Here is a 19997-nt window from a genome sequence, read left to right as displayed (position 1 = left end):
ATCTATAATGCGCAAAAGAATTCAATAAGCCACAGCTATTTCCGATAATGGCTCAATATTCCTTTATCCAAGGTCGCCCAGACTCCTGCTGGCATATTTGCCTTCTTCAAAGCATTGTTTGTCCACGTATTACAGGAATAGAACATGCTATAAGCTCCTTTGGCTTCATAGAAGGCATCTGAATCATCGTATTGTGCATCCGTCTCGACCAATATAGGTTTACCTTCACGCAAATCCAAAGAATCATAGATATACTTTACCAGTGCGCGATATTGTTCCTCATTTATTTTATACCCAAAACATAAGTCATTCTCTCGAATGGAATTATAGTAGGTCACATGTATTGCAGACTGCCCCAATCCAAAGGCCGCCACAAAAGCTGTTGATGCCTTGAGATCTTTCCATTCCGGTGTATCCAAATAAAAGCCTTTGTCCCCCCAGCCTATACCCATATATTGATAACCGTTTTTTTTACCAACTGTGTTGGCATAAGGAAATACGTTGGACCAATCCATCTCTTTCACGATGACCGGCAAAACAATATCTGTATGCACACCGTTGGATTTGACAAATACCTGAATCGTCTGATCTGTGGACGACGCTTTACATGATGCTGAGAGTCGCGACAGGCTATACTCGCCAACAATATATAAAACGCAAAACCCAATAATTCCTAAAACAATATACCCTAACACCTTAAGTATTTTTTTCATTTAAAATAATTCGCTTTTCTATCATAATCTAATGTATCGGTTTAATCTTAGCTCTCCCAATACCTCCTTCTCCTAAAACAGTACAGCCCCCATCCACAGCACTGTTAAGCACAAAAAAACCTGTATTGTTGACAATACAGGTTCAATATAAGCTATTTCTCTTAGCTCTTAAAATAACTTTTCAGGATATACACCATCGGCAACCAATTTAGAAATTGATTCTTGAACGATAGGTTTATCTTCTTTATAGGTTACTCCAAACCATTTCGATGATGTCGGGATTACTTTGAAATCCGCCAGTTTATGTTTGACCATATAATCAGGAACCGAAGGAATAAAGAATTCCGCTTTCAAATTCTCTTTGTTTTCTTCAACAAAAGCTGGAAACATCGCTTGTGCTACTTCGAAGATTTTTGGTGTAAAGCCCCAAAAATTCATCGATACACGCGTTTCTGGATCTAAATCGTTTTCAACGCCGTTTTCTTCATAAACGATTTTGCGATCGTCACCCTCACCTTTGTAATAGATGTTTGTACGTTCTGTGACACTGTCCATTTGTCCTGTTGGACTAACTTCACAGACACCACGTGATACATAGCCGTAATCAGACATTGTATTACCGACCTGAAAGCCCATCAATGACATTTGTTGATCTGACACCTCAGTGGTTAAGAACTTCGCCATTTTGTCAAAAGAATCTGAACCATAGAAATCATCTGCATTGATTACGCAGAATGGTTCATTTACTTTATCCTTAGCACTCATGACAGCATGTGCTGTACCCCAAGGTTTCGTTCTTTCAATGACGTGATTCACGCCAAATTTCGTTAAATCAAAATCTTGAAAAGCGTAGTCAACTTCTATTTTACCTTCCAATTTTTTATCAAAAACTTCTTTCATTTTCTCCAGGAATTCTTCCCGAATAATGAATACAACTTTTCCAAATCCTGCACGAATGGCATCATAGATTGAATAGTCAATAATTGTCTCGCCGTGTGGGCCAAAACCATCTACTTGTTTTAAAGAACCATACCGGCTAGCCATTCCTGCTGCCAAAATCAAAAGGGTTGGTTTACTCATATTTAAATTGCGTTAATAGAACTTTCGTTTCGTCCGCAAACTTAGCTAAATTTGCCCTTAAAAGCAAATGTAGCTGAGTGCTGATCACTGTCTAAAAATAGTGTATCGGAACGAAAATCATCAATAAATTTGTGTTATTTCTTTTTTAAGAATGCGTTCAATAGACCGCTCGCCAATTTCCCTAAAAGCTTGACCCCTTCTCTTGCGAGTGTCGTTGTCGCAGTACGCTGCGCAGCTTCTAATGGCGTCTGTCTTCTGGATGTCGGTCGGTCAGCTTTGGCGGCCTCTTTTTCCGCAGCTGCACGCTGTTCTTCCTGCTCTACAACCTGCATTTTCTCATCAATCATCTCAGCGGCAGAACGATTTTCCTGTCTTTCCTGATATTTTATCTTTAAGTCCGATTGATTAATAATCTGATTGATTGTCGCATCGTCTGCGGGGCCCATTACAGCACGGGCTGGTACCAGATGGGTTGCCACCACTTCGGTAGGAATACCCTTATCATTCAATACCGTAATTAAGGCCTGACCTGTACCCAAAGAGGTCAAAATCTGATCAATCTCATAAAAGTCCGATTTAGGGTAGGTTTTCACTGTTTTTTTTAGGTTTTCGGCATCATTCGGTGTAAAGGCCCGCAAAGCATGTTGCACCCTATTTCCCAATTGGGCCAATACCGATTCCGGAACATCTGTCGGAGACTGTGTGCAGAAAAACACACCGATTCCTTTGGAGCGGATAAGACGGATAATCTGATCCACCTGGGTTAAAAAGGCTTTGGAAGCTCCGTTAAAAAGAAGATGCGCCTCATCAAAGAAAAATACCAATTTCGGTTGATCCAAATCCCCCACTTCGGGCATATTCTTAAACAGCTGGGCGAGCAGACTCAACAAAAATGTAGAATAGAGCACTGGTTGATCCTGTACATCGGAAATGTTCAGTAAACTGATTATACCCTTTCCGTCGACTTTCTGAAATAAGTCATTGATGTCAAATTCCTTTTCTCCAAAGATATGTGCTAACCCCTGTTGCTCCAGGGCGACGATCTTCCGCAAGATCGTTCCCGAGCTTGCGGAACTGATCTTACCATAATCATTTTTGATTTCCTCGCTTCCGGGACCGTCAGAAAGATAGGTTAGCAGCTTTTTGGTATCTGTAAAGTCTATTAATGGCATCTGATGATCTTGCGCGTATTTAAACATTGCTGCCAAAACCCCAGTCTGTGTTTCATTCAATTCCAGGATCCTCCCCAACAAGACAGGCCCAAAATCATCGATCGTAATGCGCATCGGAATTCCTTTGTTCCCTGACAGGGAATAGAGCTCAACGGGAAAACTCGCTGGTTCGAAGGGCACTCCTACCGCATTTCCACGATCCAACAGCGCTTGATTTGTCACTCCCGGTACAGCAAGACCAGATAGATCACCTTTTACATCCAGCATAAATACCGGTACAGATGCATCTGATAATTGCTCGGCTATCAATTGTAGCGTCCTAGTTTTACCTGTCCCTGTTGCACCGGCAATAAGCCCGTGGCGATTCATCATTTTCAGCGCTAGATTGACCTTTGCATCCGCCAAAATTTCACCATTCAAAATACCCGCTCCCAAATATATAAAAGCCCCCTTGGGGTTATAAGAAGCTTGAACCTTCTCGATAAATTGTTCTTTATTTGCCATAGAAAAGGCTTAATATTTATAGTTCATAAATGATATTGAAAACTCTACAAAAAATAATCTTTTCGTCACAATTTCGTGCCAAAATTCATTTTTTATGCACTTTTAATTTGAAATTAACATAGAATTGCTATTTTTACCATGTAAAACAATACCATTAAAGGTACTAAAAAATGTTAAATAAGAGATTTAGATTTGTGGCAGCATTCTTATGTGCGATCATCTTTTTCACAAAGATGGCCATCTCTATATCGCCTATTTTTTCCAATAGCTTGGATCAGAATACCATTTTACAAATTGTTTTACAAATCGAAATCGAGAACAATAATGGCGCAAGCACTGACACGCTTGAAACTGCCTCAAAATTTTTCAATACAAAAACAGACGAACCCATTGTATTCGAGACCATCATTGTTGAGAACCAAGGAAAACAAAAGAATTACCTTAAAAACGAGAAAAGCATTTTAGCTTTCCATCCTACGGTTCCAACGCCGCCTCCTAACTGTTAATAAAGGCATCCCTTTATGAGATGTATTCAAATTGTCCCCATGCTGAATCCCAGTATGCGGTTTCTTATTGATTTCTTCTGAAAGTACAATGCTTCTTGGCATTTAATACCCTTCAATTTGGTATCTATTGCTATTGTCGCAGTTGGCATCAGGAAGATTTATTATACAGATAAACACAAATTTTATGTTTGGAACTCGTACGTCGGCTTTTCTGAAACTTTCGAAAAGAGACTTAAAATATGATTTCCCTGCTAGTGTTGTGGTGTTTTTGGTGGCACTTCCATTATGTTTGGGAATTGCAATGGCCTCAGGTGCGCCATTGTTTGCAGGATTATTGACTGGTGTAATTGGTGGAATCGTTGTTGCTTCAATCAGTAAATCACCACTCAGTGTCAGTGGGCCAGCTGCTGGCCTCACAGTTATTGTTCTAGGGGCTATCCAGAGCCTAGGCGCCTATGAAACCTTTCTCCTTGCGGTTGTCATCGCAGGTGTCGTACAAGTGGTTCTCGGTATTCTAAAAGCGGGTATGATCGGAAATTATTTCCCTTCCGCAGTTATCGTCGGCATGTTGGCTGCTATCGGTATTACGATTATCATGAAACAAATCCCTTTGGCCTTGGGATTGATCGAGACACACGCTTTTGAGCTGGACAATGGGCACGGCATAGGTGCATATTTTGACACCGTTGCCTCCGCCATCAATTTTGGTGCATTGATTATCTGTGCCCTATCGTTAGCCATTCTGATCTTTTGGCCAGCAATCCCTAAATTGAATAAAGTGCCTGCTCCGCTGGTAGTCGTTATTGTCGGTGTCGCTTTGGCTTATCTTTTTAATGGCTCCTTTTTTCAATTACACAATAAACAATTTGTACTTGTGCCAATTGTAGGGTCATTTGCAGAGTTTACAGGTTTATTCACATTACCTGACTTCACCCAGATCGTCAATAAAGATGTTTGGATCGCGGCATTTACTATTGCCATTATTGCTAGCTTGGAAACCCTATTGAGTATTGAAGCAGTAGACAAGATTGATCCATATAAACGCAATACACCAACCAACCGCGAATTAGTCGCTCAGGGGATCGGTAATATGACAAGTGGACTCTTGGGTGGGCTGCCATTAACATCAGTTATCGTACGGTCATCAGCCAATGTCAATGCTGGTGGAAAGACCAGACAGTCTGCAATCTTACACGGTATCTGGCTGCTCGTTGCCATGTTGGCTATTCCAACAATGTTAAATATGATTCCGCTAGCATGTCTTGCCGCAATACTGTTACATACAGGGTATAAATTAGCTAAACCAAGCTTATTTACCTCAATGTATCGAAAAGGTCTGGATCAATTCATTCCGTTTTTCGTGACTATTGTTGCTATCGTATTTACCGACTTATTAATGGGTGTTGGAATTGGAATCGTTGTGGCAACATTTTATATTCTAAGAGCAAATATGAAAAATGCTTTTAAATATAATATTGAAAAGGACAACGAAGAGGATAAGGCTGTCATCACATTAGCAGAGGAAGTTTCATTTTTGAACAAGGTTCCTATCCAGCAGAAACTATATAGTTTACCAAAATCAGTCAGTAAGATCCGTATCGATGGTACATTCAGTAAATTTATCGACAAGGATGTTATCGAAGTCATTAAAGACTTTGAACAGAACGCAAAAAGTAAAGGCAAGGAGATCGAACTTCTACAGGTCGTTTATAAAAAATAAAGTTGTTTCTAGTAAACAATAAATTAGGAAATTTGTATTATTTTATCGAAAAAGAGCTCTAGAGCAAAGTGATATTAAAAAAGGAATATGGAAAATAAAGATTTAAAAACAGGATTTGATAATATTATTAAGGGAAATCAGGAATGGATGGATTTTGTAAAAAATGATACCACAGGACGTTTCCAACAACTTGCAAAAGGTCAAAATCCTGAAATTCTTTGGATCGGCTGTGCAGACAGCCGTGTACCAGCCAACGAGTTGACCGGTACAAAACCAGGTGAGGTTTTCGTACACCGTAATATCGCCAATATGGTTATCCATTCAGATATGAGTTTATTAAGTGTCCTAGATTATGCCGTCAATGTATTAAAAGTACAACAGGTCATCGTAGCTGGACACTATGGTTGTGGTGGGGTTGCTGCATCTTTAAGTCGCAATCAATATGGTATCATTGATAACTGGCTGGGTCACATCAAAGATGTATACCGTTTGCATAGCGAAGAGATAGATAGCATCGAAGATAACGAAAAGAAAGTGGACCGCTTAGTTGAACTCAATGTCAAAGAACAGGTTTTTAATCTTTGTTCTACTTCCATCATTCAAAATGCATGGAAAAATGGCCAGGCACTAGCTGTGCATGGTATGGTAATCAATATCGGAACAGGCCAGTTGATTGATCAAAGTTGTACATTTACAAGCAATGAATCCCTTGGAAAGGTGTTCGCTTTCAAATAGTAACAAATCGGTAAAAAGGGACGGATCTGCGTCCCTTTTTTATTTCAAGTTATCACTGCCCCCGCAGTCACAACTAAAATAGGTATTTTTCGGTTGATTACCGGCTCAGACTAAGCTGAATATCTATCATCTCCTAGCTAATATCTCGCTTCTAATAATTAACTTTGTATTATGAGTGAAGAAAAATCATTAAATTTTATCGAGGAAATTGTCGAAGAAGATCTTCGTACAGGAAAACATGGCGGACGTGTATTGACACGTTTTCCTCCTGAGCCAAATGGTTACCTCCACATTGGTCACGCCAAATCCATCTGCTTAAATTTCGGATTAGCACAGCAGTATAACGGCAAGACTAATCTACGTTTTGATGACACTAACCCTGTCACTGAGGATACCGAGTATGTTGAAAGTATCAAGAAAGATATTCAATGGCTAGGATTCCAGTGGGCGGAAGAACTATATACTTCGGATTATTTTGAAACACTTTACAGCTACGCTGTTGAGCTCATAAAAAAGGGTTTAGCATACGTGGACGATAGTACAGCGGAAGAAATTGCAGCAGCAAAAGGTACACCCACAGAACCGGGTGTTCCAACACCTTACCGCGCCCGATCTATAGACGAAAATCTGACCCTATTCGCAGATATGCGAGCTGGGAAATATAAGGATGGCGAGAAAGTGCTCCGCGCAAAAATAGATTTGGCTAGTCCAAATATGCACCTGCGTGATCCTTTGTTATACCGTATCAAACATGCTCACCATCATCGGACAGGCAATCAATGGTGTATCTACCCAATGTATGATTTTGCGCATGGTCAATCGGATTCAATTGAAAAAATTACCCACTCGATCTGTACCCTTGAATTTATCCCACACCGTCCTCTTTATGACTGGTGTATCGATAAACTGGAAATTTTCCCATCCAAGCAATATGAATTTGCACGCTTAAATATGACATACACGGTCATGAGCAAGCGTAAATTATTGCAATTGGTCAATGATAAATTTGTTGAAAGCTGGGATGACCCTCGTATGCCAACGATCTCCGGCTTGAGAAGAAGAGGATATACACCGGCAAGTATTCGCAACTTCTGTGAAAAGATCGGAGTTCAAAAACGTGAAAATATGATCGACGTCAGTCTATTGGAGTTTTGCATCCGGGAGGATCTCAACAAAACAGCTTGGCGTAGAATGGCTGTCCTTGATCCGATCAAATTAGTGATCACAAACTATCCTGATGGTCAAGTGGAAGATTTAATCGGTGAGAATAACCCTGAAGTTGAAGGTGGTGAAGGCGCTCGAATCATACCTTTTTCCAAAGAACTTTGGATAGAACGTGAAGATTTTATGGAAGATGCTCCAAAAAAATTCTTCCGTCTCGGCCCAGGACTTTCGGTTCGTCTAAAACATGCTTATATCGTTACCTGTAACGATTTCGTCAAAGATGAAAATGGAAAGGTAACAGAAGTACATTGTACCTACGTGCCTAATTCCAAATCAGGTGAAGATACATCCGGATTAAAAGTAAAAGGAACAATCCATTGGATTTCTGTTCCTCATGCTAAGGAAGCTGAAGTAAGATTATACGACAGGTTGTTCAATGATGAAAACCCTGCCGCAGCTGAAAACTTTAAAGATTCTATCAATCCTGAAAGTTTGCATGTGATTGAACGTGCCTATATCGAGCCCGATCTGGCTACTGCTACACCTGGAAAAGGGTATCAATTCATCCGTTTAGGCTACTTTACATTAGACACACATTCCATTCCGGAACACCTTGTCTTTAACCGTACAGTTACGTTGAAAGATTCTTGGGGGAAAGAAGTGAAAAAAAATGGATAAGTAAACGATTACATAAAAAACAAAAGGTCGGAATTGTTTCCGACCTTTTGTTTTTTATAGCGTAAAATAACGTTCCATTTAAATCAGCTATCTCTCTCTATCTAAATATACATAGACAATACGGCTTGTCCATATTTTTAGGAACAGCAAATAATAAAGGTACATCTTTTCTGTTAACCAATAAATTATTTCATTCAGTTTTTAACTTGATTATCGTCATTCACTCAATGCTGTAAAACAAATAGTTTTACAGCAAACAAATACCATTAACGATATGAAAAAGTTACTATTTCTTGCTCTCGCACTTACATTCGGCGCTGTAAATTTACAGGCACAGAATATTCCCGAGCAACGCTGGCAGATGCGCCTTAGAGGAGTCGCGGTAATGCCCAACGAATCGGCCAATATCAGCGCTATTGGTGGCGACATTGCGATCAACACAAAATTTATCCCAGAACTAGATTTCACTTATTTCTTTACCAAAAATATTGCCGCGGAGCTGATTTTAGGAACAACGAAACACAAGGTCAATACTGTTGGTTCCGACTTAAGTGCCATTGGTGGTCACACTTCAGCAAATATAGATTTAGGTAGTGTATGGCTCCTGCCGCCGACCTTGACGGCGCAATATCATTTTCTGCCGAATGGAAACCTCAGACCCTATATAGGTGCAGGAATAAATTATACAATTTTCTATAGTGCAAATGAAGGCCCCACGGTCAAGAACGTTAAGTATGATAATGCGTTTGGGTTTGCCACACAACTTGGTATTGATGTCAAACTTTCAGAAAAATATTTCCTGAATTTGGATGCTAAGTATATCCTTTTGAAGACGGATGTTCAAGTGGATGCGTCCAACTTGGCTCCAAACTTATCAATACCGGCAAAAGTTGATATAAACCCCTTTCTTTTGGGGGTTGGGTTTGGCATGAAGTTCTAGCATTTCTTTAAGCTCCCTATATAAAATGAGGCACCTTCTGATCGTTCAAAAGGTGCTTCTGAATTTCTATTCTATGCCATACCATTGCTGATACTGCTTTCTAAGCCCCTCAACACGTGCCAGTCGCTTGCTATCATTGGCTACCAATAAGATATCTCGATAACGATCGACTGAGTCTAATGCCGTTTGTATATCGTTCCATTCAAAGCCTAGATTTTTCTTATCCAATACCAGCTGATGCAGATATTCCATATTTTGTGACACATAGTCCAAATTTCGATCGACTACGTTTCCAGCAAGATGTCCCTGTCCAGAACGGTATAGGCTATCAATGATATCCACATAATTAATCGCATCCGACATCGCATATACACGATCAGGTAATTGGTCGTATGCTTTCTTGGCCACTTCCCCAGCTTGTTTAACCTGCCCTTTTTCCAACAGCAATCGTGCTGTCTTTCCAAAAATATCCCGTGCATACATACTCGAGAAGCGAAAGGAGTCGGTATCTAAATATTTTGCATTCTTGGTATTTCCCCAATTATATTTATGCATGATATTATCATATAAGGCTTCCACGTTGACCAAAGCTGCCATCTCGCCAGCAGACGCCTGCTGTTCATTGGTCACAGCAACTGGCATCAGCCTTGAAGCGAACCCCTCGTTGACAAGGTATTTGTCCAACCCCAACTTAATATCACTAGGGAGCATATTCGAAAAATAGATCGGTCGATCCCAATGATTATTTTCAAGGAGGGACAACAAAGTCAGATCCGATCGGGATAAGTGATCCCCGGGAATTTCCCATTCCATTGTTGAAACGACCGCATCCTGGAAATAAGCGGGCACAGCATTCTTTTTCAAAATCTCAGCTTTGTTAATGGCTAATTTGACCTTCTTAGTCGGAAAATAATTCTCCAGATTTCCCGAATTCAGCTGTACTTTATAATCAGGATCATCAGAAGTAACAAACTCCAATAACTGTTGGATATCCACAGATTCATTCAACTGCCTATCCACAAAAGGTATGTAATCGCGAATACCCTTTTTTGTCTTTTCCGCTGGGATCGCAATCGGAAGTCCCGCAGCCCGATAGGTTGATTTCTTGGCCTGCTGCATATACCAATCACCCGTTAAGTAGCTCAGTACAACTATTCTTACATCCTGACGAACACCTTCCACCTCCTGCAAATACCATAACGGAAAGGTATCGTGATCGCCATAGGTAAACAAAATCGCATTTGGGGCACAGGTTTCAAGGTAATTACGGGCCACGTCCCGAGCCAAGGATTTCTCGGAACGATTATGATCATCCCAATTTTGATGTGCCAAAATAATTGGTCCACCTAACAGGGCAAAAGATAATCCCGTAGCCATGGCGGAGCGGTTATTGAGAAAACGTTTAAAAAAGCGCATCAGTGCAATTGTACCCAGTCCGATCCAGATCGCAAAAGCATAAAAAGATCCTGCATAAGCATAATCACGTTCACGGGGTTGCAGTGGTGTCTGATTGAGATAAACAACAATCGCTATACCCGTAAAAACAAATAGCAAAGTCAACACCAAAGTATAGGGTTTATTGTTTTTATACAACCAGATCGCTCCAGCTATCCCTAATATCAAAGGCAAGAAAAAGTATGTATTTCGACTGGGATCATGCTGCTGTGACTCCGAAAGATTATGTTGCCCGCCAAGGCGCCAATTATCCAGCATTTTCACTCCAGAGAGCCAATTCCCCTCCGTGTAGGATCCATAGCCTTGCTTGTCATTCTGCCGGCCAACAAAATTCCATAAGAAGTAACGTGCATACATTTCTCCCAATTGAAAATTAAAGAAAAACTTAAAGTTATCGGAGAACTGAGGTCTTTCGCCCTCTTTTAACTTGAGATAACTTCTATAGTAGGCTTGATGATTTGCATCCTGGCTATAGATACGTGGAAAAAATGTTTCGCGATCAAATGTATACTTATCAACCTGTGTAAACACCGTATAATTGGATTCATCTTTCCGATAACTGGTCTTGCTTTGGACATCCACAGCCCTTGAATCAAAATATGGACCTTTGACTAGAGGCTCTCGCGTATACTGCTCCCGCTCTAAGTAACCCAAAAACGAAAAGACATTATCAGGCGCATTGTTATTTAAGGATGGATTTGCCTTTCCACGGATCAGCACCATGGTATAGGAACTATAACCAAACAGAATAAAGCAAAATACTAATAAAGCTGTATTTAAAGTATACTTGCGTTTTTTATGGGTATAAAAAAGACCATATACAATTGAGCCACCGAAAAGTAGGCATAACAAAAGAATTCCTGTACCAAATCCCAGTCCAAAAGAATTCACAAACACTAGATCTATTTTGGAAGCAAAACCGATCAGCCACTGAATAACACCCCAAAGGATTGCTGCAAGAACTAATATCCCTAATAGAAATGCCTTTATAATGCCTTTAAAATTAATTTCTGAAGTCCTTTTAAAATATACCACCATGGCTATGGCCGGAATAGCCAAAAGATTTAATAGGTGGACTCCGATCGAAAGCCCCATAACGAAAGCGATAAAAATCAGCCAGCGGTCACTTCCGTCCTGATCCGCGCGCACCTCCCATTTAAAAATCGCCCAGAAAACCACCGCAGTACAAAGTGAGGACATCGCGTACACTTCGGATTCTACGGCCGAATACCAGAAGGTATCACTGAAACTAAAGGCCATAGCCCCCACTGCACCTGCTCCAAAGATCTGTAAATAGTAAGAAAAAGCAGATTGCTGTGGCTTCTTTAAAATCTTCCGGGCAATCGCTGTAATTGTCCAAAATAAAAATGTCACCGTCAGACCACTACAGACTGCCGAACCAATATTCATCCAGTAAGCGACCTGCCCTGTATTACCAAAAGCCAGATTGGAAAAAACATTCTGAATAAGTAGAAATAGTGGGGCGCCAGGTTGATGTGCCACCTCAAGTTTGTACGCGCAGGCGATAAATTCACCACAATCCCACCAGCTCACGGTCTTTTCAACAGTAGCAATGTAGACAACAGTAGCAATGAGGCCACTGGTCAAACCAAATAGCGAGTTTAATTTATTATACGTCATAAGGAAAATTGGTCTATATCTTAGTTCCTTTTAGTACTTCAAATTAAATAGTTATCTCGATTTAAAAATGTTAATTAACACTATTTAACACTACTGTCTAACAAAAAATATTTTTTGAAAGAGACCACTTCTATAGTGAAAAGAGAAATGCTGATTTTGAAAGCAGAGGTAATGGCATACTTCATCCCAAAAGCTGCATATGGCCATGGAGTAAATGGGGATTCATTTCACAAGTACAAAACAGTATACCGCCTATAGGAGCAATAAAAAAGCGAGGGAAAATCCCTCGCTTCTCTTGTATTTTTTAGGCTAACTTCTCGACAATCTTTTTCGTTGGCCCAGGATTACTCATGGTATAAAAGTGCAATACTGGAGCACCAAATTTAATCAGCTCCTGACATTGTTGCACAAGCCATTCTTCACCTACTTGTCTTACATCAGCATTGGTTTTACATGCTGCGACAGCATCACTCAATTCCTCAGGAATATCCAGGTGGAAAATTCTTGGCAAAGTAACCAGTTGCTTTTTGGTCGTCAATGGTTTGAGGCCTGGAATAATAGGCACATGAATTCCATTGTCCCGGCATTTGGTCACAAATTCCTTATATTTCTCCACGTTAAAGAACATCTGAGTTACAATAAACTCCGCACCCATATCCACTTTTTGCTTCAGATATTTAAAATCAGTATTGAAATTAGGAGATTCAAAATGCTTCTCAGGGTATCCTGCGACACCAATACAAAAATCGGTCTTTTCGGATGTGATAATATCTTCGTGGAGATACTTTCCTTTATTCATATCCGTTACCTGTTCCAATAGATCCGTTGCAAAAGCATGTCCGCCTTCACTTGGAATAAAATCAGCATCTCCTTTGCGTGCATCACCTCGCAATACCAATACGTTATCGATACCCAAGAAATTTAAGTCGATCAGGGCATTTTCAGTTTCCTCTTTGGTAAAACCACCACATATCAGATGGGGCACTGCGTCCACTTTATACTTATTCATGATGGCAGCACATATCGCCACTGTTCCTGGTCGTTTGCGATAAGATACACGTTCCAACAGCCCGCTTGCATGTTCCTTATAGATATAATCTTCACGATGATAGGTCACATCAATAAAGGGAGGTTTAAATTCCATCAGTTCATCCATTGTTTTAAAAATACTTTGGATGCCCTGTCCCTTTGCAGGAGGCAATAGCTCAAAAGAAAACAATGTTTTTCCTTTAGCATTCTGGATATGGTCGATAATCTTCATTAAAAAACTGTTTTAAGTTTGGGTTGGCTTACATCGAAACGCACAAGTCGAGGATATGTCTATCTGCATGTAACTTATCTTTCCCACATGGAGCAGGGTAGAATTTAGCACCTTGAACAATACAGGTTGCTAAGGCTTCACTGGGTCTAGTCCCTCGGCCTTTCTCTATAAGCGTTGCTAATATCGTCTTAAAAAACCAAACAACAAAAATATTTTTTCGAAAAGCTATAAATTATAGCAACAAAGCTGTCTTTTTTCCAGATTTCCCATGCAAATTATTTCAAAGTTGAGAGAGAATTACGTAGATTCTTTAAATAGAATGTGATCAGCAGCAGACCCGAGACACTATACTTCTCCTTCTGCCCGTATTTAAACCCATCCATTAAATATTTATAAGCAACCAATGCATTCTCCTCATTGTAAAACAGCTCTTTCCATGAGACAGGAACGTCTTCCCATTGTTTCAATACAATGCCATTTTGCGCATAAGTAATTGGAGATTCAATCCCATCTATCTTATAATCACTATGGACGCCAGAATTTGAGATGTGCTGAAAGTATGCTATAGAATAATCTAAAAAGTTTAATGCGCGGGCCTTTACCTCTTGATCATTTTCAGCACTTGTCGGAATATTACGCCAAAGATTGACTACACTATCAAATTTACTAGGCTGCTCGCGAAGGGGTGTTCTGTCCAATTCGAAATTGAGAAACAACCGTTCCGTATTTGGCAAATGGGCTGAATTGAATTGGGAGAAATCACCTTTCAATTGTATGAAATTCTTTTTTACTTGAATTATATCCAAAGAGATGGTTCCCTTTTTATCATCCATCAATTCAATTTTATTCCCTTCAAATCTATATCTGCCATAGAGCAAGATATCGCCTATCGCGAGGACAAATTGCCCTTTATCCTGAAGGGAGAGAAAGGAACGATGATGAAGCTGATGATCACAATATGTATCAGATTCAATATTTAGCGGATCCTTAGCTTTAGCCTCTCGGTAGCTGTCATTGGTATAACCGCAAATAACTTGATAATTTCCGATCGGAAATTCTTTGTTCTTCCCAAAGAAAGCACAAGAGGATAAGAATATCGTTGAAATAATTAGCAGTAATAGTTTCAAGACAGATCGTTTATAGTGGTCAATATATTGATTATTCAGTACCAATTTAAACAAAATCCATCAGAGTAAGAGATCCCTGACTGTCCCAAAACAAAAATTTTGTCAGATGAAGCAAAATATGATTTAAAACCTCAACTTATTGGATCGAAAAAGGTCTAAATTCCTTTACGAACTTAGACCTTTTTCATTCAAATTTATAGGAATTAAGAACGATGCTCTAAAGTAAATCCCGATTTGCAATCAGGGATAATTTACGAGAGGTCCGTCCACTTTTATTCTTTATAAAGATCGACTAGCCCTTCAGGCAATTCTACTTCTATAATCTCCTCTTCACCATCTATGCCAACGATTAAATCATCGGATAGGGGGAACATCAATTCTTTACCATTCATATCAACTGTCGCGACGAATTGCTGAGGAAATTCCTGTACATCCGTAATTTCCCCCAGTTCACCATGAGTTTCATCGATCACCAAAAATCCGATTAAATCCGTATATCTAAAATCATCGGGATCCCGTTCTGGCATTTTATCATTGGGTAGATAAACCTTTTTGTGAACAAGCACCTGTGCCTTGTCGATATGATCAACATCTTCAAATGTCACGTAGGCGGTACTATTTTTCTGCAGTTTTATAGCATCGATAAAATAAGGTACAAGTTTTTTGTTGACCTCCAAAAAAACGACATCTATATCCAAACTCTCATAGTCTTCAAATTCGAAAAACAATTGCATCTCGCCTTTTAGACCTCGCGTTTTGCTGATATAGCCTATATAAAAACTTTGATCGATAGTCATTTTGTAATATTGCGTATTAGGATATTAGTATTGAGATGCTTTTCCTTTCGGCTTCCACTATATATTCAGCATCTGTTTTATTTTCACTTTTTTGTATAGCGATATGATAATATGCTCTGCCTTCTATTTTAGATTAGAGCAATCAGCATCACTTTTTAACACATAAACTATTTTATTAAAAAAGCCGGCTCAAGATTGAGTCGGCTTTCTCGAATACTTTATGAAAGAATTAACCTTCAGTTTCTTCTGCTGCAGGAGCTTCAGTCTCTTCTGCAGCAGGTTCTTCTGCTACAGGAGCGTTTTTAGCAGCTACAGCAGCAGCTTTTTCTTCTTTTTTCTTCGCTTCAGCAGCTAAAGCAGCTTTCTTAGCATCAGCTTTAGATTGAGCTAAACCATCTTTTTTACCAGAGATTCTAGCTTCGTTAGCTTCAGTCCAAGCAGTGAATTTAGCTTCAGCAGCAGTTTCATCAAAAGCACCTTTTTTCACACCACCTTGTAAGTGTTTTTTGTAAAGAACACCTTTGTAAGAAAGGATAGCACGAGCTGTGTCAGTAGGTTGAGCACCTTTATTCATCCAATCCAAAGCTTTTTCAAAATCCAAAACGATAGTTGCAGGATTTGTGTTTGGGTTGTAAGAACCGATACGTTCGATGAATTTACCATCACGTGGAGCGCGAGAATCCGCTACGACTACGTGGTAAAAAGGACGTCCTTTTTTACCATGTCTTTGCAATCTGATTTTAGTTGCCATTTCTTAATTTTATTTTATGTATTCAACATATCCCCCGAGCTTCATACTAGAGGGGACGCAAAGATAAACATAAAAAAAGGAAAAACGAAAATAAAAAAAGCTAAATTTCAGAATACCAAAGCACTAAGTATCTCTCCGAAAGAAAATACATTTAAACGTCTAAATCATCCAATTACAGGGATAACAGCCTAATGATAGCAGATCTCGTTCAAAAGGTTTATAAAAAGTATTACTCAGTGACACAAATGATAATCATAGTTTAATTGCTAGCAACTGTCGCGCTTTTAGTTTCGAAAGCAGTAAATTCGACAGAGACCTGGATACATCCTATGCACAGCGATACCCATTTGCTTTTCACCAAAGCATTTGCCAATTCACATTTTACTTTCTACCTTCATTCCATGAAATCTGTTGCGCCATTAAAAATACTTAAAGCTTCGGCCGGTTCCGGAAAAACCTTTAGTCTGACACTACATTATCTAACATTATTGCTGTCCAATGAAAACAGCTATAAGGAGATATTGGCAGTAACGTTTACCAACAAGGCCACCGCAGAAATGAAACAGCGCATACTCTCTGTGCTCCACGGCCTAGCTATTGGCGATCTCAGTTCCAAAATCGAAGATTTCAGAAAATTATTACTGCAGCAACAACCCGATTGGACAAGCTATTTGATCCAGGAGAAATCCTACCGTGTCTACCGTCGGATCTTACACGATTATAGTCATTTTACCATCAGTACAATTGATGGTTTTTCTCAAAAAGTTATCCGTGCTTTCACCTATGAGCTCAACCTCGACGCGGCCTACAAGATAGAAATGAATGTCAATAAAGTCAAAAATGAATTGACAGTCATGCTCAATCAGTTGTTGGATGAACGCCCAGACCTCCTCGATTGGATCATCGCCTATGCGGAGAAAAAAATAGCCAAAAATGAAAACTGGAACTATCGACAACAATTGATGGGCCTAGCCAACCTTATTTTTTCTGAAAATTTCCAGGAATTTGACAGCTATATTAATTCAGCTAACCCAAGGGAAGTTTTCAACCTCCTGAATCAAGAAATCGAACAAAAAATAAATGCCTTTACCGAAGCACTTTCGCTGACCATCGAAACTTTCAGTGATACGTTCAAAAGATTCAACATCAGTGAAAATGAGCTCAAGGGAAAATCACGCAATAAGATTATCTCAGCGAGCAAGACCAGTAAAAAGACAGACAAGTTAAGTTCTTCCGAAATTGCCAAAATATTGGACAAATATGTACAATTGATAGGTAATGAGGACGCATTTACAGATAGCGACAAAAATATACGCTACGACCTCCAATCAGCGCTTGCTCCCATCTTACAGTCTTTTCAGGCACTACAGGAGAATCTAGCAGCTTACATTGCTTATCAGGCGGTACAAAACAACCTCTATTACCTACGTTTGCTCAAAGAAATGAGCGACTTACTGACCCAATGGCGTAAGGAAAACGGCGCTCAATTAATCTCCGATTCACAGATCCTGTTAAATAAACTTGGGATCGATGAGAACAACGATCCGACATTCATCTGGGAAAAGATCGGCAATCGCTTCAATTATTTTTTATTCGACGAATTTCAGGACACCTCGCGTATCCAATGGAAAAACTACAGCCCCCTATTGATTAATGCACTTGCAGATGCTAATGGTGCACTAAGTGAGCATCTCATTGTTGGAGATGTCAAACAGAGTATATACCGTTGGCGGAACGGAGATTGGCGCATATTGCTCCAACAGGTCGAACAGCAAATTGGTCATGCATTCCACTTGGATGAGAGTACCAAAACCAGCTTTATAGAAAATGGTAGTCTTGACACCAATTTTAGAAGTCTCCCAAATATCATCCAGCTAAACAACTATCTTTTTAACAGTATCCCTCAACATCTGCAGCGTGTTCTCAATGAAAAAGTAGACGAAAACTTAGACGAAGAGGGGAAACATTGGTGGGCAGCCTCAGGCAATGATAATATGCTGGTTAAAGCTTATGAAAATAGTCAACAGGAAATCCCTGCACACAAAAAAGGGAATCTCGACAAGTTGGGGTCCATCGAGATTTCGTATATCTCTGTGTCTGACGGTCGCTACAGGAGAAATCAGGTCATCGAGGAGTCTCTTCATCTTTTATGTAAGAAGATAGGTGAATGGTTTCATACTAGCCGATATCAAGCCAAACAAATAGGGATCCTTGTACGTAGTAATGCACAAGCGAAATTAGTTATCCAGAAATTGATGGATTTCAAAAAAGAGGAGAATCTTAGCTTTGAGGTCATCTCCGGAGATGCGCTATCCTTGGCCAGCAACGACGCTGTACTCCTCCTGATTGAAACATTAAAAGCGCTCGTATACAATTCGGACAAACATAGTATACATAAAGCAAAAATGGTCTATCTCTATCAGACCATCCAGAAAAATACGGTCAATCAAACCGCTTGGCTAACCTTCGCTTCAAACGACATCCGTGTGCTGAAAGATTTTCTTCCCCACGCATTGATCGACTCCTGGGAAATTTGGCAAAAACAGCCTTTGGTTCATTTAATAGAAAAACTCATCGAAATCTATGGCTTCACGACGGAGCAGAACATTCACCTTCCCTACCTATTGGCATTCAAGGATATGATTTCGGCTTTCTCGACCAATGGTGAGCGTGGAATTATTCAGTTTCTAGAATTCTGGGAAGAAGATGGTAATCGTGCAGTACTCCCCTCAAACGGTGATATAAACGCAATTGAGGTAACAACAATCCATAAATCAAAAGGACTGGCTTATGATGTTGTTATGCTCCCTTTCTGCTCCTGGGATCTGGACGGGATGATCAATGGAGACTTCTGGATCGACACTTACGATACGCCATTTGCCCAGTTAGGAAAAATTCCCATAAAATATACCACGACAGTTGGAAAGTCTGTGTTCTTCAAACAATATTTTGAGGAAATGCTATTCAATTATATGGATGCACTAAATACGTTCTATGTAGCTACAACACGTGCCGTTGAACACCTCTATATTACTGCTCCATCATTTAAAGAATCTGTAGACAAAAAGACCGGCGAAATTACAGGATATGACATCAAAGATGAATATATCAGCGATATCCTCTATCAAGTATTGGATTCCTCTATTGCTCCATTTACATTAGAAGATGCCCATATAAAGGTTGATCAGATCATCGAACGAGTCGACCCTAAAAGTCAAGAAAACAATATCATTGCACTCAGCCATTACCCTATTTCCAAAGAATTGGAGATGGCCTTGGAGAAATCCAGCACACGCACGATCAACGATATCATGATGCTGGAAAAAGCCGCGCAATATGGGATATTGGCGCATGAAATCATGTCCCAGATCGCTAAAGAAAAAGATATTTCCAGATTAGTCCGTCAACTGATTCAGGAAGGTATACTCTCAAAAGAGGATGAGCCCTACCTGATGCAAGAAATCAATCGGATCTGGAATCATCCCATCATCAATCAGTGGCTTACCGGAAAATATAAAATCTGGAATGAAGCCAGTATCATTACCGCTAAAGGAGAAACCATCCGCCCTGATAAAGTCTTCACATCTGAGGAAGAGACAATTGTCCTCGACTTTAAATTTACACAAACGGATTACATCGGACATAAATATCAGGTTGACAACTATAAGAAAAACTTGGAGAACCTAGGCTACAACAATGTCAAAGCCTACCTCTACTATGCTAAATCAAATCAATTAATTGAAGTAAAATAAA

The 19997-nt window shown here is 39.7% G+C and carries 14 protein-coding genes and 1 riboswitch; of the genes, 6 read left to right on the top strand and 8 right to left on the bottom strand.

Annotation, left to right across the window (positions count from 1 at the left end; all coding sequences use genetic code 11):
- Window positions 1–35: 35 nt before the first annotated feature.
- From LC454_RS09125 to LC454_RS09115, 3 genes are all read right to left on the bottom strand, one after another.
- The gene (locus LC454_RS09125; protein ID WP_223581660.1) at window positions 36–713 is read right to left on the bottom strand and encodes a TIGR02117 family protein; all 678 of its coding nucleotides are present in this window, start codon (window positions 711–713) and stop codon (window positions 36–38) included.
- A 168-nt stretch (window positions 714–881) separates the two neighbouring features.
- Window positions 882–1793, bottom strand: a complete 912-nt coding sequence (locus LC454_RS09120; RefSeq protein WP_120260289.1) for a sugar phosphate nucleotidyltransferase — start codon at window positions 1791–1793, stop codon at window positions 882–884.
- A gap of 134 nt (window positions 1794–1927) precedes the next feature.
- Complete coding sequence (locus LC454_RS09115; protein ID WP_223581659.1) at window positions 1928–3469, bottom strand: helicase HerA-like domain-containing protein; 1542 nt, start codon at window positions 3467–3469, stop codon at window positions 1928–1930.
- A 170-nt stretch (window positions 3470–3639) separates the two neighbouring features.
- On the opposite strand from LC454_RS09115, the gene LC454_RS09110 reads away from it, so the two are divergent.
- From LC454_RS09110 to LC454_RS09090, 5 genes are all read left to right on the top strand, one after another.
- Window positions 3640–3975 carry a hypothetical protein gene (locus tag LC454_RS09110; RefSeq protein WP_223581658.1) on the top strand — a complete coding sequence of 112 codons (336 nt, stop codon included), beginning with the start codon at window positions 3640–3642 and terminating at the stop codon, window positions 3973–3975.
- 184 nt (window positions 3976–4159) lie between these two features.
- The gene (locus LC454_RS09105; RefSeq protein WP_223581657.1) at window positions 4160–5695 is read left to right on the top strand and encodes a SulP family inorganic anion transporter; all 1536 of its coding nucleotides are present in this window, start codon (window positions 4160–4162) and stop codon (window positions 5693–5695) included.
- Between the two features lie 87 nt (window positions 5696–5782).
- Complete coding sequence (locus LC454_RS09100; protein ID WP_223581656.1) at window positions 5783–6430, top strand: carbonic anhydrase; 648 nt, start codon at window positions 5783–5785, stop codon at window positions 6428–6430.
- A 171-nt stretch (window positions 6431–6601) separates the two neighbouring features.
- Window positions 6602–8272, top strand: a complete 1671-nt coding sequence (locus LC454_RS09095; protein WP_223581655.1) for a glutamine--tRNA ligase/YqeY domain fusion protein — start codon at window positions 6602–6604, stop codon at window positions 8270–8272.
- 274 nt (window positions 8273–8546) lie between these two features.
- Complete coding sequence (locus LC454_RS09090; RefSeq protein ID WP_223581654.1) at window positions 8547–9212, top strand: OmpW/AlkL family protein; 666 nt, start codon at window positions 8547–8549, stop codon at window positions 9210–9212.
- Window positions 9213–9278: 66 nt separating this feature from the next.
- Here the strand turns inward: LC454_RS09090 and LC454_RS09085 are convergent, their stop codons facing one another.
- The 5 genes from LC454_RS09085 to LC454_RS09065 form a co-directional block, all read right to left on the bottom strand.
- The gene (locus LC454_RS09085) at window positions 9279–12308 is read right to left on the bottom strand and encodes a DUF2723 domain-containing protein (protein ID WP_223581653.1); all 3030 of its coding nucleotides are present in this window, start codon (window positions 12306–12308) and stop codon (window positions 9279–9281) included.
- A gap of 304 nt (window positions 12309–12612) precedes the next feature.
- Window positions 12613–13569: a methylenetetrahydrofolate reductase gene (locus tag LC454_RS09080; protein ID WP_120260295.1), complete on the bottom strand. Its 957-nt coding sequence runs from the start codon at window positions 13567–13569 to the stop codon at window positions 12613–12615.
- Between the two features lie 71 nt (window positions 13570–13640).
- Window positions 13641–13743, bottom strand: a riboswitch (SAM riboswitch).
- Between the two features lie 101 nt (window positions 13744–13844).
- A complete protein-coding gene (locus LC454_RS09075; protein ID WP_223581652.1) occupies window positions 13845–14696 on the bottom strand; it encodes a hypothetical protein in 852 nt (283 codons plus the stop codon).
- A 272-nt stretch (window positions 14697–14968) separates the two neighbouring features.
- Window positions 14969–15493 carry a ribosome maturation factor RimM gene (rimM, locus tag LC454_RS09070; protein ID WP_120260297.1) on the bottom strand — a complete coding sequence of 175 codons (525 nt, stop codon included), beginning with the start codon at window positions 15491–15493 and terminating at the stop codon, window positions 14969–14971.
- 229 nt (window positions 15494–15722) lie between these two features.
- Window positions 15723–16244 carry a 30S ribosomal protein S16 gene (locus tag LC454_RS09065; RefSeq protein ID WP_223581651.1) on the bottom strand — a complete coding sequence of 174 codons (522 nt, stop codon included), beginning with the start codon at window positions 16242–16244 and terminating at the stop codon, window positions 15723–15725.
- Window positions 16245–16507: 263 nt separating this feature from the next.
- Between LC454_RS09065 and LC454_RS09060 the strand changes: the two genes are divergently transcribed.
- Window positions 16508–19996 carry a UvrD-helicase domain-containing protein gene (locus LC454_RS09060; protein WP_223581650.1) on the top strand — a complete coding sequence of 1163 codons (3489 nt, stop codon included), beginning with the start codon at window positions 16508–16510 and terminating at the stop codon, window positions 19994–19996.
- The last annotated feature ends 1 nt before the right edge of the window (window position 19997 follow it).

Origin of the sequence: Sphingobacterium sp. GVS05A (genome assembly GCF_019969845.1) — a bacterium.
Lineage (GTDB): Bacteria > Bacteroidota > Bacteroidia > Sphingobacteriales > Sphingobacteriaceae > Sphingobacterium.
The sequence above is the reverse complement of the archived record's forward strand: the minus strand, read 5'-3'. Positions and strand labels throughout refer to the sequence as shown.